At 63.9% G+C, this 26,141-nt stretch carries 19 protein-coding genes; 4 read left to right on the forward strand and 15 right to left on the reverse strand.

Annotated features, from left to right (window positions below):
- Nucleotides 1-12 precede the first annotated feature (12 nt).
- The 7 genes from KVP70_RS00955 to aptA form a co-directional block, all read right to left on the reverse strand.
- Nucleotides 13-2,430, reverse strand: coding sequence for an efflux RND transporter permease subunit (locus KVP70_RS00955; protein WP_217940155.1), 2,418 nt, complete (start codon nt 2,428-2,430; stop codon nt 13-15).
- A 13-nt stretch (nt 2,431-2,443) separates the two neighbouring features.
- The gene (locus tag KVP70_RS00960; protein WP_217940156.1) at nt 2,444-4,072 is read right to left on the reverse strand and encodes a DUF1302 domain-containing protein; all 1,629 of its coding nucleotides are present in this window, start codon (nt 4,070-4,072) and stop codon (nt 2,444-2,446) included.
- A 27-nt stretch (nt 4,073-4,099) separates the two neighbouring features.
- Entirely contained in the window at nt 4,100-5,494 is a 1,395-nt protein-coding gene (locus KVP70_RS00965) for a DUF1329 domain-containing protein (RefSeq protein ID WP_416053839.1), read from the reverse strand.
- A gap of 96 nt (nt 5,495-5,590) precedes the next feature.
- The gene (locus KVP70_RS00970; RefSeq protein WP_217940495.1) at nt 5,591-7,084 is read right to left on the reverse strand and encodes an aldehyde dehydrogenase family protein; all 1,494 of its coding nucleotides are present in this window, start codon (nt 7,082-7,084) and stop codon (nt 5,591-5,593) included.
- 17 nt (nt 7,085-7,101) lie between these two features.
- Nucleotides 7,102-8,307 (reverse strand): saccharopine dehydrogenase family protein, encoded by a 1,206-nt coding sequence (locus KVP70_RS00975; RefSeq protein ID WP_217940157.1) that lies wholly within the window; start codon nt 8,305-8,307, stop codon nt 7,102-7,104.
- Between the two features lie 206 nt (nt 8,308-8,513).
- On the reverse strand, nt 8,514-10,022 hold the full coding sequence (locus tag KVP70_RS00980) for a CoA-acylating methylmalonate-semialdehyde dehydrogenase (protein ID WP_217940158.1): 1,509 nt from the start codon (nt 10,020-10,022) through the stop codon (nt 8,514-8,516).
- A gap of 25 nt (nt 10,023-10,047) precedes the next feature.
- Nucleotides 10,048-11,379, reverse strand: a complete 1,332-nt coding sequence (aptA, locus tag KVP70_RS00985; protein ID WP_217940159.1) for an omega-aminotransferase AptA — start codon at nt 11,377-11,379, stop codon at nt 10,048-10,050.
- A gap of 94 nt (nt 11,380-11,473) precedes the next feature.
- Here aptA and KVP70_RS00990 point away from each other — a divergent pair, with 94 nt between their 5' ends.
- A complete protein-coding gene (locus KVP70_RS00990) occupies nt 11,474-12,400 on the forward strand; it encodes a LysR family transcriptional regulator (RefSeq protein ID WP_217940160.1) in 927 nt (308 codons plus the stop codon).
- Here KVP70_RS00990 and KVP70_RS00995 read toward each other — a convergent pair.
- Together KVP70_RS00995 and gabT are read right to left on the reverse strand one after the other, a co-directional pair.
- The gene (locus tag KVP70_RS00995) at nt 12,397-13,854 is read right to left on the reverse strand and encodes an NAD-dependent succinate-semialdehyde dehydrogenase (RefSeq protein WP_217940161.1); all 1,458 of its coding nucleotides are present in this window, start codon (nt 13,852-13,854) and stop codon (nt 12,397-12,399) included. The genes KVP70_RS00990 and KVP70_RS00995 overlap by 4 nt on opposite strands.
- A 10-nt stretch (nt 13,855-13,864) precedes the next feature.
- Nucleotides 13,865-15,133 (reverse strand): 4-aminobutyrate--2-oxoglutarate transaminase, encoded by a 1,269-nt coding sequence (gabT, locus tag KVP70_RS01000; protein WP_217940162.1) that lies wholly within the window; start codon nt 15,131-15,133, stop codon nt 13,865-13,867.
- A 118-nt stretch (nt 15,134-15,251) separates the two neighbouring features.
- On the opposite strand from gabT, the gene pdxR reads away from it, so the two are divergent.
- Complete coding sequence (gene pdxR / locus KVP70_RS01005) at nt 15,252-16,736, forward strand: MocR-like pyridoxine biosynthesis transcription factor PdxR (RefSeq protein WP_217940163.1); 1,485 nt, start codon at nt 15,252-15,254, stop codon at nt 16,734-16,736.
- A 13-nt stretch (nt 16,737-16,749) separates the two neighbouring features.
- On the opposite strand, the gene KVP70_RS01010 is transcribed toward pdxR, so the two are convergent.
- Complete coding sequence (locus KVP70_RS01010; RefSeq protein WP_217940164.1) at nt 16,750-17,004, reverse strand: hypothetical protein; 255 nt, start codon at nt 17,002-17,004, stop codon at nt 16,750-16,752.
- Between the two features lie 535 nt (nt 17,005-17,539).
- On the opposite strand from KVP70_RS01010, the gene KVP70_RS01015 reads away from it, so the two are divergent.
- The gene (locus KVP70_RS01015; RefSeq protein ID WP_217940165.1) at nt 17,540-18,283 is read left to right on the forward strand and encodes a LemA family protein; all 744 of its coding nucleotides are present in this window, start codon (nt 17,540-17,542) and stop codon (nt 18,281-18,283) included.
- Nucleotides 18,280-20,004: an MAG1210 family protein gene (locus KVP70_RS01020; protein WP_217940166.1), complete on the forward strand. Its 1,725-nt coding sequence runs from the start codon at nt 18,280-18,282 to the stop codon at nt 20,002-20,004. The genes KVP70_RS01015 and KVP70_RS01020 overlap by 4 nt, the downstream gene beginning before the upstream one ends.
- 20 nt (nt 20,005-20,024) lie before the next feature.
- On the opposite strand, the gene KVP70_RS34075 is transcribed toward KVP70_RS01020, so the two are convergent.
- From KVP70_RS34075 to KVP70_RS01045, 5 genes are read right to left on the reverse strand one after another with little or no spacing between them, the layout of a single operon-like run.
- On the reverse strand, nt 20,025-21,902 hold the full coding sequence (locus tag KVP70_RS34075; protein WP_229224501.1) for an MFS transporter: 1,878 nt from the start codon (nt 21,900-21,902) through the stop codon (nt 20,025-20,027).
- A 10-nt stretch (nt 21,903-21,912) separates the two neighbouring features.
- Entirely contained in the window at nt 21,913-23,610 is a 1,698-nt protein-coding gene (locus tag KVP70_RS01030; RefSeq protein ID WP_217940167.1) for a beta-N-acetylhexosaminidase, read from the reverse strand.
- A 36-nt stretch (nt 23,611-23,646) separates the two neighbouring features.
- Nucleotides 23,647-24,540 carry a type II secretion system minor pseudopilin GspK gene (gspK, locus tag KVP70_RS01035; RefSeq protein ID WP_217940168.1) on the reverse strand — a complete coding sequence of 298 codons (894 nt, stop codon included), beginning with the start codon at nt 24,538-24,540 and terminating at the stop codon, nt 23,647-23,649.
- Between the two features lie 38 nt (nt 24,541-24,578).
- Nucleotides 24,579-25,253 (reverse strand): prepilin-type N-terminal cleavage/methylation domain-containing protein, encoded by a 675-nt coding sequence (locus KVP70_RS01040; protein WP_332844196.1) that lies wholly within the window; start codon nt 25,251-25,253, stop codon nt 24,579-24,581.
- Complete coding sequence (locus KVP70_RS01045; protein ID WP_217940170.1) at nt 25,226-26,128, reverse strand: SMP-30/gluconolactonase/LRE family protein; 903 nt, start codon at nt 26,126-26,128, stop codon at nt 25,226-25,228. The genes KVP70_RS01040 and KVP70_RS01045 overlap by 28 nt, the downstream gene beginning before the upstream one ends.
- Nucleotides 26,129-26,141: the final 13 nt, after the last annotated feature.

Consider the following 26,141-nt stretch of genomic DNA (forward strand, 5'->3'; position numbering starts at 1 on the left):
TCCCCCGTCGGTTCAATGCTGGAGCAGACCCGGCGCGCGGGCCGGAGTCTTGCGTGGAAATAAACGTTCCAACCACACGGCAAAGGCAGGCAGCGCGGTCATGGCCATGATCATGTTGACCATAAACATGAAGGCTAACAGCTTGCCCATGTCGGCCTGGAATTTCAGGGCCGAGAAGGACCAGGTCGCCACACCCACCGCCAGCGTGACGGCGGTGAAGATGGTCGCCGTGCCCACTTCCAGAATGGCCTGCTCCACCGCCTTCACAATCGGCAGTCCGTTCGCCAGGTGCATCTGCAAGCGGTTGTAGATGTAGAACGCGTAGTCGACGCCGATACCCACCGCCAGCACCATCACCGGCAGCGTGGCCACCGTCAGGCCGATGTTGAGCTCCTTCATGAACCAGTAGCCGATGAAGGTGCCCACCGTCAGCGGCAGGCAGCAGGCCAGCACGGCCCGCAAGTCGCGGTAGGTGACCAGCACCAGCAGCACGATGGCTGCATACACCCACAACATCATCGGCAGCTCGCTGCGCTCCAGCGTCTGATTGACCGCCGCCAGCACGCCGGCGTTGCCGGACGCGAGGCGGATGCTGATGCCAGGCGCCGACTGGCTCGCAGCGAACGCTTCGACGGCCGCGATCACGCGATTGATGGAGACGGCCTTGTGGTCGGTCAGGTACAGGTGCACCGCCGTCATGCTGCAATCCTTGCGCATGGTGCCGCGGGTGCGGGCGATCTCGGTGGCCAGCGCCGCGAAGTTGGCCGAGTCCAGCGGGATCGCCTCCATCTTCGGGTTGCCTTCGTTGTAGCCGCGGTTGTACTGTTTCATCTGGTCCGAGAACGAGGCGATCGACAACACGCCCGGCACCGGCTGCATGGCCCAGGTAAAGCGATCCTGGAACAGGCCGATGTTGGAATTGCCGCAGAAGCCCACGCCCTGCCCGTCCGTCGGCGCCGATCCGCCGCCAGCCGCGCCGGCGATGACCTTCGCTTCAAAGATCACGGTCAGCCAGTCGAGGCCGGTGTCATAGTTGCTGGCGATGGAGACGGCATCGCGGTTGAAGCGGGCGTCCGGCCGCAGTTCCGGCGCGCCCGGCTCCACCGTGCCGACCACCCGGCCCTGGCTTTGCCATACAGCCAGGCTGAAGAGGGCGCCTACCACGGCCAGGCAGATCGCCGCGTTGCGCGGCTTGGCCACGCGGGCCAGCACACGCAGCCAGCCGGCCCGCTTTTCGCGCAGCACCATCGCCGCGTCGGCATAGGACTGGTCGATGCGGCAGTAGGAGGCCGCCACCGGCAGCATCACCAGGTTGGTGATGATCTTGAAGCCCACGCCCAGCGAAGCGGCGATCGCCAGTTCGCGCACCATAGGAATCGGAATCATCAGCAGCGTGACGAAGGACACGAGGGCGGTCGCCAGCGCCAGCGTGCCCGGTATCAGCAAGCCGGAGAAGCTGGCGCGGCAAGCGTCCATGCAGCTCTTGCCGAGCGAGACTTCACGCACGATGTAGTTGATCTGCTGAACGCCGTGCGAGACGCCGATGGCAAACACCAGGAACGGCACCAGCACCGCCAGCGGGTCCAGCCCGAAGCCCAGCAGATGCAAGGCGCCGAACTGCCACACCAGCGAACTGAGTGAACAAACTATCGGCAGCAGCGTGAACCGCACTGAGCGGCAATACCAGTACACCGCGCCGGCCGTCAGCAGCAGGGCCAGCCCGAAGAAACGCAGCACCGACTTGGCCGAATCGGCGATCTCGCCCACCTGCTTGGCGAAGCCGATGATCTCGATACTGAAGTTCTGGTCCTCGAACCGCTGGCGCAATTGCTCAAGAATAGCGTTATAGGCGACGTAGTCCAGCTTGTGGCCGTCCTTGTCGGTCTCCAGCAATTCGGCGCTAATCATGGCGCTGTCCTGGCCGCGCGACACCAGCGTGCCGACGAAGCCGCCCTGCACCGCCGCCGCCTGGATGCCAGCGATGGCGGCCGCGTCCAGCCGGTCCGGCGTGATGCTGCCGTCGATCAGCGGATCGGCGCGGAAGCCCTCCTCGGTGATTTCGTTGACGAAGGTGTTGGGCGTCCACAGCGACTGCACGCCCAGCCGCTCCACGTTCGGCAGGAAGGTGACGGCCTGGGTGACCGCGTACAGCCGCTTGAGGCCGGCGGCGCTCCAGATGGTGCCGGTGCGCGCCCGCACCACGATGTTGAGGCGGTTGGCGCCCATCACATCGTCGCGGTAGGTATGGAAGGTCTCGACATACGGATGGTTGGTCGGCATCTGTTTCTCGAAGCCGGCCTCCATCCGCAGGCGCCAACCCAGGCAGCCCATGAGCACGGTCAGCCCCAGCAGCGCAACCATCAACCAGTTGCGCCGCTTGAAGCAGACCGTTACAAAGCGCGCCAATAAACGGGCGGGGGAAAATGTCATTGTTACGTTCCGGTCAGAAGTTGCGCGCAAGGGTCAGGCCGACGAAACTGCGGTCGCGGTAAGGCTGGTCGAACACCGAGTTGCCGCCCATGAAGCGGCCATAGTTGATGGCCGCCTGCCAGTTGGCCGGGTTCTGGATGAAGCTGACCGTGAAGTTGACCGACTGCGCGCCCTTCATGAAGGTCGCCGCGCCGTTGGGCGTGCGGCCGCTGAGTGCGCGGAAGTAGTACACCTCCGGCACCACCTGCCAGCCGGGGATCAGCGTGCCGTCGTAGACCCAGCTGAAGTCGAAGTTCACGCCCGACGAATTGCGCGTGCCCACCGCCTTCGGCATGCCAGCGGCCGAATACTCCTGGCCCCAGCCCCAACCGCCGGCCGACACCAGGTCGTCGCCATACTGGCTTTGCAGGTCCGGGAAGCGGATCGCCACGGCCTCGGCCATGAAGTTGCCGGAATCGGCGTGCAACAGGCCCAGCAGGGTCGATGCGGTGTCAGGCGTCAGGCTGAACATGCCGGTGACGGCCGCCTGCATGCGGGTGGTGTCGACCCAGCATTTTCCGCCTTGCGAGGCGCAGCCGGTGGTGGCCGCGTTGATCGTCACGGCGTCTTTCGGACGGTAGGAGAATTCGCCGCCGACCGCCCAGTTACCGACCGGGAAGTTGGCCGACACGCCGTACAGCTTGCGGTCCTCGCCGTACACCCAGCCCATCGCGCCGTTCGGATTGTTGAAGGTGAACGACGGCGACTTGTCGTGATAGTTGATGGCGTAGGCGCCCAGGTTGAGCTGCGTGCCGGGCGGCTGGTAGCGCAGCGACAAGCCCCACTGGCCACCGTTCCTAGCTTTGGTCTCTTGCAGGAAGTAGTCGTCGTGACCGGCGCCGATGCCGTTGTAGTTCGACCAGAAGCTGCCGGTTGGCGGCATGTAGTTGGCGTTCCAGCCCAGCTGCACATAAGCCTCGGCGTTGAAGCCGTTGCCCAGACCGGCGGCCACGCTGACGATGGGCGCCGGCAGGATGGCTTCCTTCAGCTGCGTGCCAGGCTGCGACAAGCGCATCAGGTCGACAGCGTTGGTGACGTTGATGCCGCCGGGGATGAACAGGCTCTCGCCCCAGCTGATCACCTGGTTGCCGGCGCGGATGCGCAGCATGTGGCCGTCGATGTCGAAGCGCTTGCTGACCCACAGGTCCAGCACACGGGCCTTGAAACGCAGGTCCTTGCGGGCCTCGTCGGACAGGTTGCCGTCCAGGCCGGGCGGCGTGCCAACGCTGGTCCAGCCAGTGGTGTGGGTGGATGTAAAGTCGCGCAGCCAGCTGACCCGGCCCATCGCCGTCATGCCTTCCGGGAAGCTGAGCAGCAGCTCGTGCGAGCCCTTCAGGTAGGTGGTGAAGGCGTCGCCCTTGCCGTAGTTCAGATCGCCCTGGTCGCCGAGGCCGCTCGTTGGCGACAGCTGGCCTTCTGGGCCGCCGGTGTTGCCGGCGCTGACCAGGGTCGGATTCGGACCGCGGGTGCGAATGCCGGTGCCGATGCTGATGGTGGAATCGAAACTGCCCTTGACGTACGCGTTGCTAAAGGTTTCGGCGCGCACGCCCAGGCTGGCGACGGACGTGCCGATCGCGCAGGCCATGATAAATGGCTTGTTCATTGTATGCTCCAGAATGTGGTGGACGGATCAGCGGTCGCTGATGGCGCGCAGGTTTTCCGATGTGTAGAAGGATGCCTTGGTGCGTTCGCCACGGCTTTCCGTCAGCCACTTGACATCGACGCCAGCGCCGACGGTGGTGAAATCGAACACATAGCGGCCTTCCGGCAGGTTGTACTGGCTGAAGGCCAGCACATCGCAGGTGCCCGTCTCGTAGACCGGTACCAGGTAGCCTTCACGGACCTTCCACAGCGCGCCCTGGACGTCATAGTCCTCGGCCAGTACTGCATTCCAGCTGTCTTCATCAAGGTAGTAGGTGCGCTTGGGCGACACGTGGCGCGCGCCCTGCTTCACCGTCGCTTCCACCACCCACACGCGGTGCAGCTCGTAGCGGCGGGCGCTGGCGACCAGCGCGTTGCGGCCGACCACATCGGCGATCTTGGCCTTGAAGTCATATGCGCCGAAGGTGTTGTACGGCACCAGCACTTCTTTCTTGCCGATGATCTTCCAGTCGAAGCGGTCCAGCGTGCCGGTGAACATGGCGGTCTCGTCGAGCAGGTACTGGTTCTCGAAGCCGATTTGCGGCGCATCGTAGGCATAGGCCGGCAGGCGGCGCACGCGGCGTTGGCCGGGGAAGTAGTAGAAGGTTTCGTTGCTCGCGCTGTCGAACAGGATGTTGGCGGCCAGCGCCTGGCCGGCCAGCGCGGCCGGCGACTTGTAGGTGAAGTAGGTGAAGTATTCGACGTTGCCGACATCGCTCAGGTTGAACGAGCCCTTCTTCCCGGTCGGGAAGAAATAGTTCTGCTCGTAGCCGGCCGTGATCCAGTCCTCGCTGCCACGGCGTGGCGACACCATCGTGTAGCCGTTCTGGTATTCGACGCCGACGCCGCGATAGCGCAGCTTCATGTTCATCATCGCTTGCGCGCCGGTGGTCGGCAGCGGGAATGGAATGCCGGGCACGACGGCGGTCTTCAGGCTCCAGCCGTCGGCGCCCATCTTGGCGGTGGCGACGTTCTTGCGGGTGTTGTCGGCGACAAAGTCCGGCACGCCGCAGCTGCGGCGGGTTGGGTAGACTTCCATCTGGAAGCCGGGATTCTGTTTCAGCAGCGCCATCTGGCCGGGCGTCAGCACATCGGCGTGCTGAGCCATGTTGGCGGCGTTGATGGTGTATTGGGAGGCGTCGTTCTTGTACTTCCAGAATTCCTTGCGCGGCTTGCCCCAGGTCCAGCCGTCGGTGGACTGGACTTCATTTTTCCATGCCGGGATGCGGCCGTCCTTGCTGCCTGCCATTTCCGCGCCCAGCGGGGTCAGCGTGGTGCCGAGCTGGCTCGCGTCGGCGGCCATGGCCGCGCCGCTGGCGCCGGCCAGCCACAAGCCGCCGAGTATCAAGCGGCGCATGACGCCGTAAGGTGTTTGCTTAGCCATCTTCTTGTCTCCGATTTGATTATTTTTATGTGCAGACTATAACCGAATAAATATTCAGTTTTCTACACGTTTTTTTGTACAGCGTTGTAAATTGGACTATTTGCTTTCCACTGCCGCCGGCTGGTACCAGTTCCAGTCGGCGTTGGCGTCGAAGCGGGTGATCTGCTTCACCTCCAGATAGGCCTCATACCCGTGCCGCCCCAGCTCGCGGCCGATGCCGGAGGCTTTGTAGCCGCCCCACGGCAGTTGGGTAAAGGTGGGCTGCGAGCAGTTGATCCACACCACGCCTGCCCGCAGTGCTTTCGCCACCCGCTCGCACCGCTCCAGGTCGGCCGACATCACCGCTCCGGCCAGGCCGAAGCGGCTGTCGTTGGCGACGGCGACCGCTTCAGCTTCGGTGTCGAACGGCCGCACGCACAGAACCGGCCCGAACACTTCTTCACGCCAGATCCAGCTGTCGAGCGGGACGTCGGCGAAGATGGTCGGTTGCACGAAATAGCCGCGCATCAGTTGCGGTGGGCTGCAACCGCCGCTGACCAGCCGGGCGCCATCGGCCCGGCCGCGCTCGATACCTTCCAGTACCCGGCGCCGCTGCGCGTCCGACACGATGGGCCCCATCTGCACGCCATCCAGATCGCCGGGGCCGATCAGGATGCGCTGCGCCGCCGCGACCAGCCGCGCCAGCAAGGCCTCGTAGATCGGACGTTCCACCAGCAGGCGCGAGGTGGCGGAGCAAATCTGCCCCTGGTTCCAGAACACGCCGAACTGTATCCACTCGACCGCCTTGTCGAGATCGCAGTCGGCAAACACGATGAACGGCGACTTGCCGCCCAGCTCCAGGCTGACGTTGCGGATGTCCGGCGCGGCCGCCTGCATCACCCGCGTGCCGGTCGCCTGCGAGCCGGTGAAGGCCAGCTTGTCGACGCCGGCATGCATGCTCAACGGGACGCCGGCGTCCGGCCCGGTTCCCGTCAGCAGGTTGAACGCGCCCGCCGGCAGGCCGGCCTCGTGCAGGTAGTGCGCCAGCGCGCCGCAAGTCAGCGGACACAACTCGGACGGCTTGAGCACCACGCAACAACCGGCCGCCAGCGCCGGCGCCACCTTCCACGCCGCCATCAGCAGCGGGAAGTTCCACGGGGTGATGGCGCCCACCACGCCCAGCGGCTCCTTGCGCACCCGGCAATGGAAACGCTCGTCGCCGACATCGTGGGTTGCTTCGCCTTCGGCCTCGACCTGTTCGGCAAGGTCGGCGTAGTAGTCGAAGCAGTAGGCGGCGTCGGCGATGTCGCCGCGCGCTTCCTTCAACGGCTTGCCGTTGTCGCGCATTTCCAGGTTCGCCAGTTCTTCCAGGTCGGTGCGGATGGCGCCAGCCACGCGGCGCAACACGACGGCGCGCTGTGCGGCCGGCATACGTGGCCACGGGCCATGGTCGAAGGCGTGACGGGCGGCGGCCACGGCGGCATCGACATCGGCCTCGGTCGCGGCGGCGGCCAGCGCGAAGCAATCGCCGGTGGCCGGATCGTTCACCGCCAGGAAACCGCCGCGGGCCGGTTCGACCAGGGCGCCGTCGATATAAAGCAGGTTGCGCATCATTGCTCTCCGTCCCCTCAGCCGATGTCGCGCGTCATGGTGATGTCGAACTCGCGCTTCTCCGCTTCGCGGAAATAGCTGACCGCGTTGAAGTACGCTTCCGGCGCGTACACGCCGGGACGGCGCTGCTCGCTCAGCATCAGTTGCACCGCGATCGACGCGTTCATCGACGTGGCCGCGTCCACATAACCTTCGTACATCGCGTTGGGACGGACGATGACCTGGCAACGCGCCATTGCGGGCTTGCCGCCGACGCGGCCACGGCCGACGGCGAAGTGGATCTCGTGACTTTTCTGTTGCGGAATACGCTCCTGGTTCTCGGCGATGTTGCGCTGGATGACGGCGTTGAGCACATCGAGCGGACGCACCGCCACGCCGTTGATATCCACCGTGCGATCGAAGTCGCCGAAGCCGGCCTTGACCAGCCCGACCCACGCCTCATGCTCGCGATTTGGCAGGTGCAGCTTCCAGGTGAATTCCTTGATGCCTTTTTCGCGGATGCCGTCGGCCAGCGGCACGGTCAGCTGCTCGGAATGAATCGAGTACATGAATTCGCAGCGGCCCCACGGCGGCGGCAGGTCGATGGTTTCGGTGCCGGTCTGCGGCGCGCATTCGACGTGGCGGCCGTCGAGGAATTGCAGGCACGGGTGGGCATACTCGGCCAGCACGGTCGACACGCTGTACGGCGGCACCAGTATCGGATTTTCATCGCCGGTCAGGGTCGCGGCCCAGTACAGGTTGATGCTGTCGATCTCGTCGAGCTCGTCGGCCACGGCGCGGCAGATCACGTTCGACATGCCGGGATCGGCGCCCACGCCCAGCACCGCCACCACGCCGGCGTCACGGAAGCGCTGCTGCCATTGCAGCTGCTTGACGGTGTAGGTGCCCAGGCCGCCCAGGTCCACATAGTCGACGCGGGCGCCAAGCGCGGCTTCGAAGATCGCCATCTGGTGCCCGGCCAAGGTCGGCACGGAGTTGACGCAGATGTCGGAACCGGTCAGCGCGCGCGCCAATGCGGCCGGATCGGCCACATCCAGGTCGTGCAAGGTCAGACGGACATCGCCCAGTTCGTCGCGCAGCGCGGTCATGCGGCTGCGGTCGCTGTCGAATACCCGTACTTCGCCGATCTCGACGATGCTGCGGTCGGACAGCAGGTCACGGATGACGCCCTGCCCCATCATGCCGCCGCCGCCCAGGATGGAGATGATTGCCTTCTTTGCCATTGGTAGTGCTCCTTTATCGTTTTCTCTATAAACCGAACAATTAGTCGGCTTTTGAAAAATAGTACCTGAAAAGCGGATCAAGTCCGCAAATACTTTTGTAAAAACTGATCTTTTATTCGCTTTTTTACGACAGCCGCGGCTGCCATTCGAATGGACGAGCGGAAGCACGACCATCGCTGGCCGTGCTTGCTTCTGGAGGGATTACCTTACTGGTTCGACGGGAAGCTAAACACCGCTGCTTCACGCAGGCCGGCGGAAGGCCAGCGCTGGGTGATCGTCTTGCGCCGGGTGTAGAAGCGCACGCCGTCCGGGCCATACGCGCCGAGATCACCGAACAGCGAACGCTTCCAGCCGCCAAAGGAGTGATAGGCCACCGGCACCGGCAACGGCACGTTGACGCCCACCATGCCGACCTGGATGCCGTCGCTGAAGTAGCGCGCCGCCTCGCCGTCGCGGGTGAAGATGCAGGTGCCGTTGCCGTACTCATGCGCGTCGATCAGGTCCATCGCCGCCTGCAGCGAGGACACCCGCACCACGCCCAGCACCGGGCCGAAAATCTCTTCCTGGTAGATGCGCATGTTTGGCGTCACGTGGTCGAACAGACACGGGCCGAGGTAATAGCCGTCCTCGTAACCCTTGGGCAGTTCGATCTCGCGGCCGTCGACCAGCAGCGTCGCGCCTTCGGCCACGCCATTCGCCACATAGGCGCGCACCTTGTCGTAGTGCTGGCGCGTGACCAGCGGCCCCATGTCGCTGCGCGCATCGTCGCCGGGGCCGACGCGCATCTTGGCTATCTCGGTGCGCAGGCCGGTGATCAGGGCCTCGGCCGTGGCATCGCCGACTGCCACCAGCAACGGAATCGCCATGCAACGTTCGCCGCACGAACCGTAGGCCGCGCCCATCAAGGCGCTGACCGCTTGGGGTATGTCGGCGTCGGGCATGACGACAGCGTGATTCTTGGCGCCCCCGAGCGCCTGCATGCGCTTGCCCTGCGCGGTGCCGGTGGCGTAGATGTATTGGGCTATCGGGGTCGAGCCGACGAAGCTGACCGCCTGTACGCGAGTATCCAGCAACAGCGCATCGACCGCCTCCTTGTCGCCATTGACGACGTTGAGCACACCCGGCGGCAAGCCCGCCTCCAGCGCCAGACGGGCGATCAGCAAGGTCGACGACGGATCGCGCTCCGACGGCTTGAGCACGAAGGTGTTGCCGCAAGCGATGGCCAGCGGCCACATCCACAACGGCACCATCGCCGGGAAGTTGAACGGCGTGATGCCGGCCACCACGCCCAGCGGCTGCATCTCGCTCCAGGAATCGATGGACGGGCCGGCGTTCTTGCTGTGCTCGCCCTTCAGCAGCTCCGGCGCATAGCTGGCGTATTCAATGTTCTCAATGCCGCGCTGCAGCTCGCCCATGGCGTCGCTGAGCACTTTGCCGTGTTCGGCCGTGATGAGCTGGCAGATCTCGTCGGCATGCTGTTCCAGCAACTGCTTCAGATTGCTCATGACGCGTGCGCGCTTCAGCGCCGGCGTGTTGCGCCAGGCTGGAAATGCGGCCTGCGCCGAGGCGATGGCGGCTTCGACGGTCTGGCGGTCGGCCAGCAGCACGCGCTTTTCCGCCGCGCCGGTGGCCGGGTTGTAGACGTATTGCGAACGGCCGGTGCCGTAGACGTCCTGGCCGTCGATCAAGTGGCCGATGAGGTTGTTCGTTTCCATATTCGATGTTCCTGAGTTGCTTGCTTCAAGCGGTTTCATGAATGGCTTCGCCTAGCGCGGAAACCAGGCTGTCGATCTCGGCGGGTGTGGAAATGAACGGCGGCGCCAATTGGATGGTGTCGCCGCCGTAGCGCACGTAAAAGCCTTTGCGCCAGCACTTCATAGCGATCTCGTAAGGCCGGCGCGCCGGCTCGCCCGGCAGCGCGGCGATGGTCAGGCCGGCGGCCAGGCCGATGTTGCGGATGTCGGTGACGTGCTTGCTGCCCTTGAGGCTGTGCACGGCGTCTTCGAAACGCGGCGCCAGTCCCTGCACCCGTTCGATCATCTGCTCGCCGACCAGCACATCCAGCGCCGCCAGGCCGGCAGCACAAGCGACCGGGTGCGCCGAGTAGGTGTAGCCATGCGCAAATTCGACCATGTATTCCGGGCCGCCGTTGGCCATGAAGGTGTCGTAGATCTCCTTCGAGGCCAGTACGGCGCCGAGCGGCTGGGAGCCGTTGGTTACTTGCTTGGCAAGGTTCATGATGTCCGGCGTGACGCCGAACGCCTGCGCGGCGGTGTAGGCGCCAACGCGGCCGAAGCCGGTAATGACTTCGTCGAAAATGAGCAGGATGTTGTGGGCGGTGCAAATCTCGCGCAGGCGCTGCAAATAGCCTTGCGGCGGTATCACCACGCCGGCCGAACCGGAGAACGGTTCGACGATGACGGCGGCGATATTCGACGCGTCGTGCAGCGCGATCAGGTCCAGCAACTGGTCCGCCAGCTCGATGCCGTGCTCGGGCAAGCCGCGCGAGAAGGCGTTCTGCTTCAGTTGAGTGTGCGGCAGGTGGTCGGCCTGGATGCCCTGGCCGAACATCTTGCGGTTGCCGGCGATGCCGCCGACGGAAATGCCGCCGAAATTGACGCCGTGGTAGCCCTTCTCGCGGCCGATCAGCACGGTCTTGCTGGCCTGCCCTTTGGCGCGCCAGTAGGCACGCGCCATCTTCAGCGAGGTGTCCGCCGCCTCCGAGCCGGAGCCGGTGAAGAAGACGTAATCGAGTCCGTCGGGTGTCAGCTCCTTCAGGCGGTTGGCCAGCGCGAACGATTGCGGGTGGCCGAACTGGAAGGCCGGCGCGTAGTCCAGCGTCGCCATCTGGCGGCTGACGGCTTCGGTGATTTTTGGATGGCCGTGGCCGAGGCCGCTGCACCACAGACCCGACAGGCCGTCGAAGATGCGGCGGCCGTCGGCGTCGGTGTAGTAGCCGCCTTGCGCGCCGACGATGATGCGCGGGTCGGCCTTGAAATTGCGGTTGCCGGAGAACGGCATCCAGTGTGCCTCCAGCCAAGCGGCGTCGGTGCGGGTATCGCCTTGCTTCATGTTTGTCTCCTGATAAAAAGCGTTGATGGCGTCGATTTTAGGGTAAGATTTCACTTCCATATTTATCAATCTATCAATGCTTAGTTAGCGTTTTATGCAACCAAAGACCAAGGCGGTACTGGGACAGCTGAGCGACATGGATTTTCGCTTGCTACAGGTGTTTAAAAGCGTGGCCGATTGCGGCGGCATGGCTGCGGCCGGGCTGGAGCTCAACATCGGCATCTCCACCGTCAGCCGGCATGTGAAGGATCTGGAAGAGCGGCTGAAGCTGCGCCTGTGCAGCCGTGGCCGGGCCGGCTTTGCGCTGACCGCCGAGGGGGAGCGCATCTACGAAGAGACCCAGCGCCTACTCGCTTCCGCCGACATCTTTCGCGCCAGCGTGGACGACATCCATCGCCGCATGGGCGGCCAGCTGCATGTGGCGGTGTTCGATAAGACGGCCAGCAATCCGGCCTGCAAGATCCGCCAGGCGATTGCCTTGTTTGCCGAATTGGCGCCGGATGTGGCGCTGAACTTCCATGTCGCGACGATCAACATGATCGAACGCGGCGTCATCGACGGCCAGTTCCAGGTCGGGATTATTCCGGCCCACCGCAGTTCGGAGAGCCTGACCTACGATACGCTGTTCGGCGAGACGATGCTGTTGCACTGCGGAGCGGATCACCCGCTGTTTCCGCGGGTCGACGCGGGCCTGGATTGGCACGGCATCCGCAGCTATCAATTCGCGGGTCTGGGCTATCATTCGCCCAACATGGAAATCAGCCAGCAGGTACGGCTGCCGCGCAAGGCAACTGGCTTCGACCAGGAATCGATCGCCACGCTGATCTTGTCCGGCAAGTACCTGGGCTTCTTGCCGGACCATTATGCGCGGGGCTTTGTTGCGGACGGCAAGATGCGCGCCGTGCATCCGGCGCTATTCCGCTATGAGTGCGATTTTGTCGCGATACTGCGCGGCTCGCCCCGTCCGTCGCGCGTTGCGCTCGCGTTCCAGCAATGCCTGCTGGATGCGCACGCTCGTTAAAGTCCGCCCAGGCAGACGTACTTCATCACCAGATAGTCGTCGATGCCGTGGCGCGATCCTTCGCGGCCCAGGCCAGATTGCTTGACGCCGCCGAACGGTGCGATCTCGTTGGAGATCAAGCCGGTGTTGACGCCGACCATGCCGCTCTCCAGCCCCTCCGCCACGCGCCAGATGCGGCCGATGTCGCGCGAATAGAAGTAGCTGGCCAGGCCAAACTCGGTGTCGTTGGCCAGCGCGATGACTTCCTCGTCGGTTTTGAAGCGGAACAGCGGCGCCAGCGGGCCGAAGGTTTCCTCGGTCGCGACGAGCATGTCGCTGGTGACGTCGGCGATCACGGTCGGCTGGAAGAAGCTGTGGCCCAGCGCGTGCCGTTTGCCGCCAGCCAGCAGGCGGCCACCCTTGGCCAGCGCGTCGGCCACATGCTGTTCAACCTTCTGCACCGCCTTCTCGTCAATCAGAGGGCCCTGGGTCACGCCCTCGTCGGCGCCGTTTCCGACCTTGAGCTTGGCCACGGCGGCCACCAGCTTTTCAGCGAACTGTTCGTACACGCCGTCCTGCACGTAGATGCGGTTGGCACAGACGCAGGTCTGGCCGGCGTTGCGGTACTTGGAGGCCAGCGCGCCCTCCACCGCCGCATCCAGATCGGCGTCGTCGAACACGATGAACGGCGCGTTGCCGCCCAGTTCCAGCGACAGCTTCTTGATGGTCTTGGCGCTCTGCTCCATCAGCAAGCGGCCCACCGCCGTCGAGCCGGTGAAGGTCAGCTTGCGCACGGTCGGGTTGGACGTCATTTCGGCGCCGATGTCCTTCGGCGTGCCGGTCACCACGCTGAACACGCCGGCCGGCACTCCTGCGCGCTCGGCCAATACCGCCAGCGCCAGCGCGCAGTACGGTGTCGATTCGGCGGGCTTGAGCACCATCGGACAACCGGCGGCCAGCGCCGGGCCGACTTTGCGGGTGATCATCGCGATTGGGAAATTCCACGGCGTGATGGCGGCGCAGACGCCGATCGGCTCCTTGGTCACCAGCAGGCGCCGGTCGGGCCAAGGCGAGGCCAAAGTCTCGCCGGCGATGCGCTTGGCTTCCTCGCCGAACCATTCGATGAACGAAGCGCCATACGCCACCTCGCCGCGCGACTCGGCCAGCGGCTTGCCCTGTTCGGCCGTCATCAGCTGCGCCAGGTCTTCGGCGTTTTCCAGGATCAGGTCATTCCACTTGCGCAGGACGGCGGCGCGCGCCTTGGCGCTCTTCTTGCGCCAGGCCGGCCAGGCCGCGTTGGCGGCGGCAATGGCGCGCCGCGTTTCGGCTGCGCCCGTCAGCGGCACGGTGCCGAGCTGTTCGCCGGTGGCGGGATTGGTGACGGCCAGCTTGGCGCCGCCATCGGCATCGCTCCACTCGCCATCGATGTAAGCCTGCTGGCGCAGCAGGGATGGATCTTTTAACGTCAATTTCATGCGTTTCTCCTTATGCGCGCAGGGCTGCGTCGAGGATGTCGAGCGCCTCGTCCAGCACCGCGTCGCCTATCGTCAACGGGCACAGGAAACGTATCACCTGGCCGTAGCCGCCGCAGGTCAACAGCAGCAGGCCATTGCTCATCGCGTGCGCCTGGACCTTCTTGGTGAAGGCGGGATTCGGCGCGCCGGTCTGCGGATCGCTGAACTCCACCGCCAGCATCGCGCCGATGCCGCGCACCTCGGCGATCTCCGGCACGTCGGCGCGCGCCGCTTCCAGCCTGTCGCGCAGGCGCTGCGCCACCGTTACCGCGCGTTCGCACAGGCGCTCCTCTTCGATCACGTCCAGCACCGCGTGCGCTGCGGCCACCGCCAGCGGATTGCCGCCGTAGGTGCCGCCCAAGCCGCCCGGCCGCGGCGCGTCCATGATCTCGGCGCGGCCGCACACTGCCGACAGCGGCAGCCCGCCGGCCAGGCTTTTGGCCATCGTCATCAGGTCCGGCACCACGTCGTAATGGTCCATCGCGAACATCTTGCCGGTGCGGGCGAAGCCGGTCTGGATCTCGTCGGCGATCAGCAGGATGCCGTGGGTGTCGCACAGCGCGCGCAAGGCCCGCATGAACTCAGCTGGCGCAACGTAGAAACCGCCCTCGCCCTGCACTGGCTCGATGATGATGGCGGCCACCCGCTTCGGTTCGATATCGGCCTTGAACAGCGTGTTCAAAGCGGCCAGCGACTGCTCCACCGTCACGCCATGCAGCGCGTTGGGGAACGGCACGTGGAACACCTCGGCCGGGAATGGACCGAAGCCGGTCTTGTAGGGTTCAACCTTGCCGGTCAGCGCCATGCCCATCATGGTGCGGCCGTGGAAGCCTCCGCTGAAGGCGATCACGCCCGCGCGGCCGGTGGCGGAACGGGCGATCTTGATCGCGTTCTCGACCGCTTCGGCGCCGGTGCTGAAGAAAGCGGTCTTCTTGGCGTGGGTGCCCGGTGTGATCTGGTTGATCTTCTCGGCCAAGGCCACATACGAAGCATAAGGTACGATCTGATACGCGGTATGGCTGAAACGCTGCAACTGCTCGCTGACGGCGGCCAGTATACGCGGGTGGCTATGGCCCGTGTTGAGCACCGCGATGCCGGCGCCGAAATCGATATAGCGGCGCCCTTCGATATCCCACAGCTCCGCATTCAACGCGCGCTCCGCGTAGAAATCGCACATTACGCCCACGCCGCGCGGGGTGCTCTGGTTCTTGCGCTGCTGCCAATCGCGATTGGTATCCATGCTGCTTCCTGCCATGACGAGTTAAGAGGCCTCCATGGTCGCGCGCTTTGGCACCAGTTCATAGTGCCAATTTCGATTTTCAGATGGTACCAAGATTCCGCCCGCGCTATACTGGGCCATGCGCACCTTCACCGTCTCCGACTACCTGCTGCTCCATCTCGACAAAGCACCCGGCCAACCCCGCAATCAGCGGATCTACCAGCTGCTGCGCCAGCTCATCCTCGACCGCGTGCTGCCGGCCGACACGCGCCTGCCGTCCAGCCGCGACCTGGCGCTGCAGCTGGGTCTCTCGCGCAACACGGTCCTGTATGGCTACGAACAGCTGCTGGCCGAAGGCTATCTGGAGACGCGCGGCAGCGGCGGCACCTACGTGACCGACACCGTGCCGATGCTCGACGGCGCGCCGCCGGCCAGTGCGCGCCGCAAGCCCGTGGCGGCAAATGCGCACAGCGCCCTGTCGCGGCGCGGCCGCAAGCTGGTGGCCCATGCCGGCGCCTCCCAGCAGCAATGGGGAGCTTTCGTGCCCGGCGTGCCGGATGTGACGCAGTTTCCGCACAAGACCTGGAACGCGCTGCAATCGCGCATCTGGCGCAATCCGCCGGTCGCCAGCCTGACCTACGGCCATGGCGGCGGCCATCAGCCCTTGCGCGAGGCGCTGGCCAACTACCTGAAGGTGTCGCGCTCGGTGGACTGCACGCCGGAGCAGATCGTCATCACCGGCGGCATCCACCAGTCGATCGACCTGTGCATGCGCCTGCTCAGCGATCCGGGCGATGCGGCGTGGGTGGAGGACCCCTGCTACTGGGGCGCGCGCAACATGCTGGCGGCGGCGGGCGTGGAGATCCGCCCGGTCGGCCTGGATCAGGAAGGCCTCTGCCCGAAGCCGGGCCAGCTGGCGCGGCCGCCGCGCTTCATTTTCGTGACGCCTTCGCACCAGTATCCGCTGGGGACGGTGATGAGTTTGTCGCGCCGCCGCATGCTGCTGGAGTACGCGCAGCGCCACGGTTGCTGGATCATCGAGGACGACTATGACAGCGAGTTCCGCTACGGCGGCCGGCCGCTCGCTTCGCTGCAAGGCATGGACCGGGGCGAACGCGTGCTGTACATGGGCACCTTCAGCAAGACCATGTTTCCCGGCCTGAGGCTGGGCTACCTGGTGCTGCCGGAAGCGCTGGCGCCGGCCTTCGTGACCGGCATGGAAGAGGTGTACCGCTCCGGCCATGCGCCGCTACAGGCGACGATGGCGGCGTTCATCGAGCGCGGACACTTCAACGCCCACATCCGCCGCATGCGTCTGCTGTATGGAAGCCGGCTGGAGATTCTGCAGCGGGCCATCGCCGCCGAGTTCCCGCCGGAGCAGGTGCACGCGGCCGGCGCCGATGCCGGCCTGCACCTGACTCTGTACCTGCCGCCGGACTGCGACGACCAGGCAGTCGCGCGCACGGCGCAGCAGATGGGCATTGCGGTGCGGCCTTTGTCGGGCTACTACCATCAGCAGTCGCGCAGCCAGTCAGGGCTGGTGCTGGGCTATGCCTGCGTGGAATCGGCACATATCGCGCCGGCGTTCGCGCAGCTGGCGCAGGCGATACGCGCTCATCTTTGAGCGCGCATGCAGATTACAGCGGCTTGAACTTGCCGCTCTCGGTCAACCTGACCTTGGGAGTACCCTCTAGCATGCAGACATAGTCAAGACTCATATCGCAGCCCTGAATCTGATCGACCACTTTGCCGTCCACGATGGAAATGTAGACGCCCGCTGGAACCAGAATCCGGTCGCCGACCACGAAGAACTCCATCATCGGCCGCGAGCAATTGCCTGGCACGTCGCGCAAGCTAAAGACTTCCCTGGTTTTGGACAGCGACAGGTTCAAGTTCTTCAAGAGGAATGCATCGACCTGTTTTTCCGTTGCGCCCTACTTGGTGAGCGGCTGAAAGACCTCCGGGAACAGGTACTGTTCCGGCGCGAACCGGGCGCTGCACCCATCCGACAGAATCACTTCGTCATTGTGAATCCGTAGCATGGCGTGGCGTGGGGCCCGATTGGCCGGCGTGCGACCGGAATAGTCGATCGAACGCTCAACTTTCCAGGCGCCCTCCAAGGGCATGGCGCTGGCGCCTGCGCTCGACAATACGGCACAGATAGATAGCGAAGTCAGCAAGGATCGCATTGGGTTCCCATGGGTGGTTGCGTGTAGCTCCGGTGCGGAAATATTTATTGTATAACAACGCCAAAAAATGCAACTTTCCTGATTTCAACCGGAACCAGAGGCAGCTTGGCTGCAAGGATTGGATAGATTCCTTACGCCAACAAATGCTAAAATGATCATTAGGAAAAAAATAATCTTTCCATATCAACCGCCGGTCCAGCATTCTGGCTGTCAATCTCAAGTAAAAGGAATTCCACGTATGGCAAATGATTTAGACGAAGTCACCGGCCCGGTAGACCATGAGGGACGCGACATCAATGTGATCAACAAACAGATTCCGGTGCAAATTGGCACTGGCTCCCTGGTGTTTGAGATCGCGCTGTGGACTGTCGGGACTATTCCCGGAATCATTTCTCTGGTAACAGACGCGCTGCCAAGGCTGCAGAGCATCGGGCTGCTGGTGGCAGGCATACTCCCAGGTCTGATTTTTTTGTTCATGAAGATCAACGCCTTGGCCTACTTGCGCAAACTGCAGCAAAAAATTCAAGCCGACGCATCGCAAATTGACAACTACCTGGAACAACGGGTCGTCATCCTTAACAACGTGGTTGGCCTGGTGGCTAAAGCGATCGACCTCGACAAGGATGTGATGAAGTCAGTGGCGGCATACCGGAGCGGTCAGAATGGAAGTTCGGACGCTCAACGCAATGCGGCTTCGCAAGAGATCGATGGGATTTTCTCACGCATCAGTATGGCGTGCGAGTCGTATCCAGATCTGCAGGCACACGCCGCTCTTGCCGACGCAATGCGCCAAAACAGTTATCTCCAGAAGGAAATCACCGCTGCGCGCACGCTGTACAACGACACCGTAGCGATGTGGAATCAGGATGTGTTTGCCTGGCCCGCCAAGCAGATCGTTGCAGCCCGCGCTGGCTTTACCACCCGCATTCCGTTTACCGCTTCCGCCGAAACCAAGGCCGCCGCCAGAGGTACGTTCTTTTGATCGATGACGTCCACGAGCCGTTGGAGCAATACGCGGCCGAATTCAAGACCGCTCACATCAACAACACATCGAGCTTCTTTGAAGACCTGGTGCGCCAGTCCGGCGTTGACGAAGATGCCAATGTCAGGACTGTTCAGCAACTGCGACAACTGGAAAAGCAGGCCGGCGGAGCGAGCGCCACCAACAAATGGTGGCGCGTACTACGTGGCCTCGTCATTGCGGCGACCCTGCTGGCAATGCTGTACGTCGCTATGGAATATCCGTGGCCGTGGTTGCTGGCGCCGACGGCGATATTTTTACCTGCGATCTATAGGCTCAATCGGATCATCAACGATTCCTTGGAGCGGTTAAAAGAGCTGGAACAGGCGCGCGACGCGAAACGCGCCGAGGCATGGGGACAAATGGCGCCGTTCAACCGGCTGTTTGACTGGGACATCGCGGCCAGGTTGGTGCAAAAGACAGTGCCACGCCTGGCATTCGACCCGTACTTTTCCAACGGCCGCATGGAAGAGCTTCGCAACAGCTTTGGCTGGTCCGGTGACCTGGGTGGCGATGAGTCCATCATCGTTTCCCACAGCGGCGTGCTCAATGGCAATCCCTTCATTCTGGCGCGCACCTTGACGCATTGGATGGGAAGCAAAACCTATCATGGCTCCTTGAGCATCAGTTGGACCGAACAGGTTCGCGGCGCCGACGGCAAATACCGCACCGAGACACACCACGAGACGCTACGCGCTTCGATTGAGCAGCCGTTTCCAGAATATGCCAATCAAACATTTATCGTTTATGGCAACGAGGCCGCACCCGATCTTCTATTCAGCCGTAGTCCGTCGAAACTCTCTGAGTTGGAAGACGGCTTTTTCGACAGGATGCGGAAAAACCGCGCCATCAAGAAGCTCGAGAAGAAGTCGCGCGACGTAGGAGAGGGCAAGACTTTCACGGTGATGTCCAACCGTGAGTTCGATGCCCTGTTTGATGCAACCGACCGCAACCATGAGGTGCAGTTTCGCCTGTTGTTCACACCACTGGCCCAGCAAGAGATGTTGAAGCTGCTAAAGGACAGCCAGGTCGGCTATGGCGACGATTTCGAATTCAGCAAAAGGAACATGATCAATATCGTGGAGCCTGCGCATATGCGTCAAACCGACATTGGAGGAGAGCCGGAAAAGTTTCACGCCTATGAACTGGCTCACGCGCGTACTTTTTTCAACGCCTACCACAGTGACTTTTTCCGTTCGTTCTATTTTGGAATCGCACCGCTGCTGGCCATCCCGCTGTATCAACAACACCGCTCTCATTCCGATATTTACAAGGACACCTATGCCAGCAAATCGTGCTTCTGGGAGCATGAGGCGATTGCAAACTACCATGGCGAAGCGGCGTTCAAACACCCGGACTGCGTCACCCGGAGCATCCTCAAGACCGCTTCGGAAAGCGCCGCGGATGGATCGCAACGTGTGCGCGTCACGGCCAGTGGATACGGCAGCGTCGAACGTGTGGACCATGTCTCGGTTCGCGGCGGAGATGGCCACAGCCACCGCGTCCCTGTCCACTGGAACGAGTACTACGAAGTGCGGCATGCAGCCGACATGGTGCTGAAGGAACAAACGCCTGCCGGTGATGATGCGGCCACATTACGCAAGGTGTTCGAACAGCGAGGGGTCGAGTACCGGAAGGCCATCGTTCGCCGCTCCATCGTTTCGGCGGTGTTGCCCGGCTAGCGGGAGCGGCACGCAACAAGTCAACGGGCAGGTTCCTGTTTGGGCCGCGCAAACAGGCGCTCGATTTCTTCCAGCGACTTGCCCTTGGTTTCGGGCAGGAAGAATGCGGCGGTCACAAAGTACACGACTGTGCAGGCGGTCCAGAACAGGAACATCACATGGAAGCCATAGTTGCCGACGATAGGCAGGAAGGCGCCGGCGATCAGCGTGCCGGTGCCCTGGTTGATCAGCAGCGCCACTCCCATGCCCACCGAACGTATCCGCGTGGGCATGAGCTCCGACAGCGCCAGCCACACACACACTCCCGGCCCGATCGAGAAGAAGGCGATAAAGCCGCCTATGCACAGGGCCGCCAGCAGGCCGGTCGCGCGACTTGGCGTCGGTCCGACGCTGGCGCGCAGTATCCGCAGCGGCGCTTGCCCGGCCGCCTGCACTTGCACATGCTGGGCCACATGCACATGTCGTGCCGCATTGAGTGCCTCACGCGACGCTGGCGGCAGCGTCGCGATCAGCTGCTGCGCCGGCTCCGCCGCTGCGGCCGTACCGCGTCCGCTCCACGCCAGCTGCGCCTGCTCGATCAGCGTACGTTGTCCGGCCGGCAGCGCCTGCACCACCTCGGCCGCGCGCTTTAATACCGCTTGCGATGCCTCGGTCGGCGTGTAGGCCTCGGCCACCTGCTGGTGCTCGCCATACTGATACAGGACGCTGAGCTGTACCGCCCCTTGCCCGGCCCAGCGGGCATCCGCCAGGTTGAAGTCGAGACGGTTGTCCTTGACCAGCGTCGCCACCTCCGCGCGCACATCAACGCGCTGCGACTCAAAGCGGTGGAACAACAAAGCCAGCAGGCACAGCGACACGATAATGCCGCCTGTCCCCAACTTCAGCAGGAACACCCTGCCCTTGCGTTCGACCAGCACGATCGCCACCACGGTCATCACCGAATTGACGATCTTGATGACCGTACCGTAACCGGCCGCCGCCACAGGATCGAGGCCGGCCTTCTGCAAGATGGTGGTCATGAACTGCAACACCGAGTTGATGCCCGTCGCCTGGTTGCAGCCGAGGATGACGCAGGCCAGGATGAACGGCAGCACATAACGGCGCTCGGTCAGCATCTCCATCACTGCCGCCGCAGACGACGACTTCGGCCGCGCCCGTTCCTCCGCCAGCGCGTTACCGATCTTCGTGAATTCCATCTCGGCCGCCGCCGGCGACAGCAGGCGCGCCAGCGCGGCACGCGCCTGGTCCGGCCGCCCATGGCGCATCAGCCAGCGCGGCGATTCCGACACCAGGCAGCAGCCCAGGAAAAACAGGCCGCCCGGATACATCACTGTCAGGAACATGCTGCGCCAGGCGTGATCGGCCGCGGCGACGATACGCAGTTGATCCGTACCGGCAGCCTGTATCTCCAGTTCCGCATTACCCAGATAGTGGTTGCCGACAAAGGCCGCCAGCACAATCCCGGCGGTCAGCATGAACTGGAACACCGCCACGCCGCGTCCACGTTGAGCGGACGGCAGGCACTCCGCCAGATACAGCGGCACCACCACCGCGATGACGCCACCGCTCATGCCCTGCAGCAGACGCCCCAGCATCAGCGACAGGAACGACTGCGACAGATAGATCACCGCCACGCTGCCGACAAACATCAGCGCACTGACCACCATCATCGGTTTGCGGCCCAGCCAGTCGGCCAGGGCACCCGCCAGCACCGACCCCAGGATGGAACCGGCCAGCACCGCCGCCACCACCAGCGACAGCTGGCTCTCCGACAGGCTGGTGGCGCGGTTCAGATACGGCAGCGCCGGATCGATGATGCCGATATCTATCCCGTACAGCAGTCCGGCAAAACCGCTGACCACCGCCAGCAGCATCTGGTATTTTTTTTGTGTCGTCATGGCGTTTCTTTCAACGTGGCCAATGTGGGCCGTCAGCGGTTCGGTAGTTGACGTCTTGCGCGTCCAGGCGCTGCAAGGAAGACGGCAGGCGTTGCTGGAACTTGCCGTAGTCCTTGAGCGGCTTCGGCGTCCACAGCGCTTCCGCCATCGCCATCAAACGCGGCCAGGCCATGTATTCCACCTCGCGCGGCCCCTGCATGTATTCGGTCCATAACTGGGCCTGGCTGCCCAGCACATGCTTGGCCAGGCCCGGCGGCATAGCGGCGGGCAGCGGCTCGTAGGCGTAGACGTGGTCCAGCGTGTTGACCGCGCGCGCGCCCTGCGGCTCGCGGTAGCCCGGCGTGTCGGCGGGGACCTGGGCGTAATCGAGATAGGTGTCGCGCTCCGGCGTCATCACCACATCGTGGCCGGCGCTGGCGGCTTTCAGACCACCCTCCTCCCCGCGCCAGCTCATCACGGTGGCGCCCTGCGCCAGACCGCCTTCCAGAATTTCATCCCAGCCGATCAGGCGCCGGCCGCGTTCGGCCAGATAGACATCCATCTGGCCGATAAACCAGCTTTGCAGCTGTTGCAGGGCCGGATGCTCGACCGGCTTGCCCTGTGCGTCCCGGTAGTTCTGAATATCTTCCAGCGTGGTGGCGGCGGGCACCAACTTCAGCGTCTTCATGCGCGCCAACGCCGCCGGCGAATGGGCCCATTCGGTTTTCGGACACTCGTCGCCGCCGACGTGGATGTACTGGCCCGGGAACAGCGTCAGCACCTCGTCCATCACCTGCTGCAGAAAGCGCACGGTGCTGTCCTCGGGGCTGAACACCTGGGTGAACACGCCCCATTCACGGCCGACAGGCAGCTTCTTGCCGGGCTGGTTGCCCAGTTCAGGATAGGCGGCGATCGCGGCCAGCGCGTGGCCAGGCATCTCGATCTCCGGCACCACCGTGATGTGGCGGGCGGCGGCATACGCCACCACTTCGCGGATGTCGTCCTGCGTGTAGTAGCCGCCGTGCGGCTGGTTGTCGTAACGCAGGCCGGGCGGGTCGCCGGGACGCGGCGTCAGCTGGGTCTCGCTGCGCCATGCGCCCACCCGGGTCAGCAAGGGGAAGCGCTTGATCTCGATGCGCCAGCCCTGATCGTCGGTCAGGTGCCAGTGGAACACGTTCATCTTGTGCTGCGCCAGCAGCTCGATGTGCTTGAGCACAAAGCTCTTCGGCATGAAATGGCGCGCCGTATCCAGATGGCTGCCGCGCCAGCCAAATCGGGGCTGGTCTTCGATACTGACGGCCGGCAGCTGCCAGCGGCGGCGCACTTCCGCCTTGCGATAGATATCGGCCGGCAGCAGCTGGCGCAGGGACTGCACGCCGTAGAACAGGCCGGCCGGATCGGCAGCGGTGATAGTCACGCCGCGCCCGTCGCTGACCAGGCGATAGCCTTCCTTGCCCAGCGCGGTCGCCTTCTTGTCCAGTTTGAGACGGATGGCATTGGCGCTGTCGCGCGTGACCACCGGCAGCTCAAAGCCGGTGGCCGGACGCAGATAGTCGCGCAGCATCTGGGCCTCGGCCTGCGCCGAGCCGTCGGCAACGATGCCGGTGGCGGACGTCAGCGCAAACTCCCCTGCATTGCGCTGCAGCTGCGCAGGCAACGGAACGATGTCCTGGGCCTGCGCGGCCCCCATCAACCCCAGACAACATGACAACAAAACTTGTAAATGCATACTCACCTCAAACGTAAAATGAAAACACAGGGCTGACTATTCCTCGCGGGTCCAGACCAGCTCAATGGCGGCCGCGTTCCCACGCGGCCGGTAAAGCAAAGAAACGGCATCCAGTTCGGCATGCTCCAGCCTTATCTTGTTCTCGACCAGAAAATAGTCGCTGCGCAAGCCAATCCGCACGCCATCAAGCACCGCGCTGTCGGGTAACATTGCGCGAAGTTCCGCCATGCTGCGGAAGTAAGCCTGGCGACGGCGGTCCGCCAGCTGGCGCGCTTGCGGCAAGGGCAGTCGCGTCACCGCCGCCAGCAGTTCCGGCGCGGCGGCATCCAGATTGAGATCGGCCGGAGCCGGCAACAGCACGATAAAGTCCGCCAACGCCGCCAGTACCGGTGGCGTGTAACCCTGCACGCTGGACAGCTCATCGACGCGCCGCAGCGCCGCGTGACGCCTGCCGCCGCCCTCCCCCGTCTGGCTGGCGGCCAGCGTCTGCGCGGTGCGCAAGGCCAATGCCGGATCAAGCCGCAGGTTGGTAAGCAAGCGTTCATAGATACCGATTTCAGCCAGGTTCAAGGCGCGCCCGCTGGCCAGGTTGGCGAGGTTGTAGCGCGACTGCGCATCGACCAGGCGGCTGGCGATGCTGGCGGGCGTTCCTGCCTGTTCGCCCGGTTCGCGATCGAAAAAACGATCAAGGCGTATCGCGGCCGGCTGCGTATTCCATGCGCCATCCAGCGTCGTCAGGTCGGGAGAGCGTTCACCGTCGTCGCGAAGTATCTGCCGGCTCCAATCCAGGCCGGCGCGCTGCACCCATTGCGTCTGCAGGTGCAGGCGCTGATTTTCCAGCATGCGTACCTGTACCTGCTGACGCCAGAACAGGTTGGCAACGGCGCTTACCGCCAGGGTCGTGATCAATAACGCAGTCACCAGCGCCATGCCGCGCTGCCGCCGGATCCAGCCGCCGCGACTACGCATCAGCCGCCACCCAGCATGAACATGCGCACCAACGGCGCAACACTGCCGGCGGGATGCAGGATCACTTGCAGGCCCGAGGCCTCCGCCGCCGCCGGCCGCACGACGCGTCGCGTACGCACCCGGGCACCACCCGACGCGGCGACCGCCTGCCAGGCGCCGCCGCTCCAGGTCTGCAGCTCTACGGCCGCCACCTGCTGATCCAGCGCGACACTCGCCAATGGCGCCACACCGGATAGCGCGGCCTTCCACAACGCTTGCAGTTGTTCGAGATCGCGCGTGGCAGCCGAGACGCCGCGTGTCAGTTGCGCGCCGTCGACCTGGTACACCACCACCTGCATCTGGTCGGCGCCGCCCTCGCCTGTGACACTGCGCAGCATCACCAATCGGCTCGAAGCTGCCGATAAGGTGGGTCGGCCGTCGAACGCCGCGCTGCGCACCAGCTGCGCGCAATCGGCGCCCAGCTGCGCAAAGGCCAGCTGATGCCCGCGCATGGATTCCAGTTGCGCGGTCAGCGCCACGCGCGAGGCCAGTATGCCGTCCAGCGCGCGCCATCCCATCACCGCCATCAGCGACAACAGCAGCATCGCCACCAACAGTTCAAGCAGCGACATGCCGCGCACGTGCCGCGTATGGCTGCCTGGCCTGGTCACTGGCGTCCCTGTATGCGCTGCCACTCCAGGCCCGGACGGTCGACGCGGAACTGCAGCAACTGCTGATGTTCGACTTCAGTCACATAAACCGTGCGGCCATCCGGCCCGCCAAAACACAGATTGCTGGGACGCTGGCCCGGCAGCTGAATTTCCTGCAGCAGCTTGCCATCCGGCGCCAGCTTGACCACCGTGCCCTTGCCGAAACGGCTCACGTACAAATTGCCATCGACATCGACGCGCATGCCGTCCATGCCGAAATCCTCAAAGCGATGCAGCAAACGCTTGTGCGTCAGCGCCCCATCGGCACCGATGCTGAAAGCCCAGATATTGCGCTGCACGCTTTCATTCACATACAAGGTGCGGCCATCGGGGCTGACCTCGATGCCGTTGGCGGTGCCCATACCGTCCGCCGCCAGGGCAACCTTGCCATCGCGGGCGATGCGCCACACGCGGCCGGTATCGTGCTCCCAATCGGGATCGCTGGCGTACAGCACCCCGTCCACCGTGATGGCCAGGTCGTTGGGCTGCTTCATGCTGGCCTCGTGCGCGTACAGCTGCGGCGCGGCGCCGCCCGGCGCGATGCGGAAGACGTTGTGGCCCACATAGTCGGCCACATACAGCGCGCCCTCGCGATCGAAGCGCAGGCCGTTCGGCACCGAGGCGCCGGGCAGCGTGGCAAACTCGCGCGCCACGCCTTGCGGACTGACGATGCCAATGGTCTGCAGGCGGCCGAAATTGACGGCATAGATATTCCCTGCCGCGTCCACCGCCGGCCCTTCTATGCCGGCGGTGAAACTGCGCTCCGCTGTCAGCGGCGTGACGACAAACAAATCCTCCGCCATGACTGGCGCAGTCCAGAAAAATCCTGCCGACAGCAAAAATGCAATCAACAACCGCATGCAAACCTCCTCA

Origin of the sequence: Duganella violaceipulchra, assembly GCF_019166075.1 — a bacterium.
GTDB classification, from domain to species: Bacteria; Pseudomonadota; Gammaproteobacteria; order Burkholderiales; family Burkholderiaceae_D; genus Rugamonas; species Rugamonas violaceipulchra.

Excerpts from the sequence above, each read along its gene's own strand:
- KVP70_RS00955 (WP_217940155.1), bottom strand. The coding sequence starts at position 2,430 with ATGACATTTTCCCCCGCCCGTTTATTGGCGCGCTTTGTAACGGTCTGC.
- KVP70_RS00960 (WP_217940156.1), bottom strand. The coding sequence starts at position 4,072 with ATGAACAAGCCATTTATCATGGCCTGCGCGATCGGCACGTCCGTCGCC.
- KVP70_RS00965 (WP_416053839.1), bottom strand. The coding sequence starts at position 5,494 with ATGGCTAAGCAAACACCTTACGGCGTCATGCGCCGCTTGATACTCGGC.
- KVP70_RS00970 (WP_217940495.1), bottom strand. The coding sequence starts at position 7,084 with ATGCGCAACCTGCTTTATATCGACGGCGCCCTGGTCGAACCGGCCCGC.
- KVP70_RS00975 (WP_217940157.1), bottom strand. The coding sequence starts at position 8,307 with ATGGCAAAGAAGGCAATCATCTCCATCCTGGGCGGCGGCGGCATGATG.
- KVP70_RS00980 (WP_217940158.1), bottom strand. The coding sequence starts at position 10,022 with ATGGAAACGAACAACCTCATCGGCCACTTGATCGACGGCCAGGACGTC.
- aptA (WP_217940159.1), bottom strand. The coding sequence starts at position 11,379 with ATGAAGCAAGGCGATACCCGCACCGACGCCGCTTGGCTGGAGGCACAC.
- KVP70_RS00990 (WP_217940160.1), top strand. The coding sequence starts at position 11,474 with ATGCAACCAAAGACCAAGGCGGTACTGGGACAGCTGAGCGACATGGAT.
- KVP70_RS00995 (WP_217940161.1), bottom strand. The coding sequence starts at position 13,854 with ATGAAATTGACGTTAAAAGATCCATCCCTGCTGCGCCAGCAGGCTTAC.
- gabT (WP_217940162.1), bottom strand. The coding sequence starts at position 15,133 with ATGGATACCAATCGCGATTGGCAGCAGCGCAAGAACCAGAGCACCCCG.
- pdxR (WP_217940163.1), top strand. The coding sequence starts at position 15,252 with ATGCGCACCTTCACCGTCTCCGACTACCTGCTGCTCCATCTCGACAAA.
- KVP70_RS01015 (WP_217940165.1), top strand. The coding sequence starts at position 17,540 with ATGGCAAATGATTTAGACGAAGTCACCGGCCCGGTAGACCATGAGGGA.
- KVP70_RS34075 (WP_229224501.1), bottom strand. The coding sequence starts at position 21,902 with ATGACGACACAAAAAAAATACCAGATGCTGCTGGCGGTGGTCAGCGGT.
- KVP70_RS01030 (WP_217940167.1), bottom strand. The coding sequence starts at position 23,610 with ATGCATTTACAAGTTTTGTTGTCATGTTGTCTGGGGTTGATGGGGGCC.
- gspK (WP_217940168.1), bottom strand. The coding sequence starts at position 24,540 with ATGGCGCTGGTGACTGCGTTATTGATCACGACCCTGGCGGTAAGCGCC.
- KVP70_RS01045 (WP_217940170.1), bottom strand. The coding sequence starts at position 26,128 with ATGCGGTTGTTGATTGCATTTTTGCTGTCGGCAGGATTTTTCTGGACT.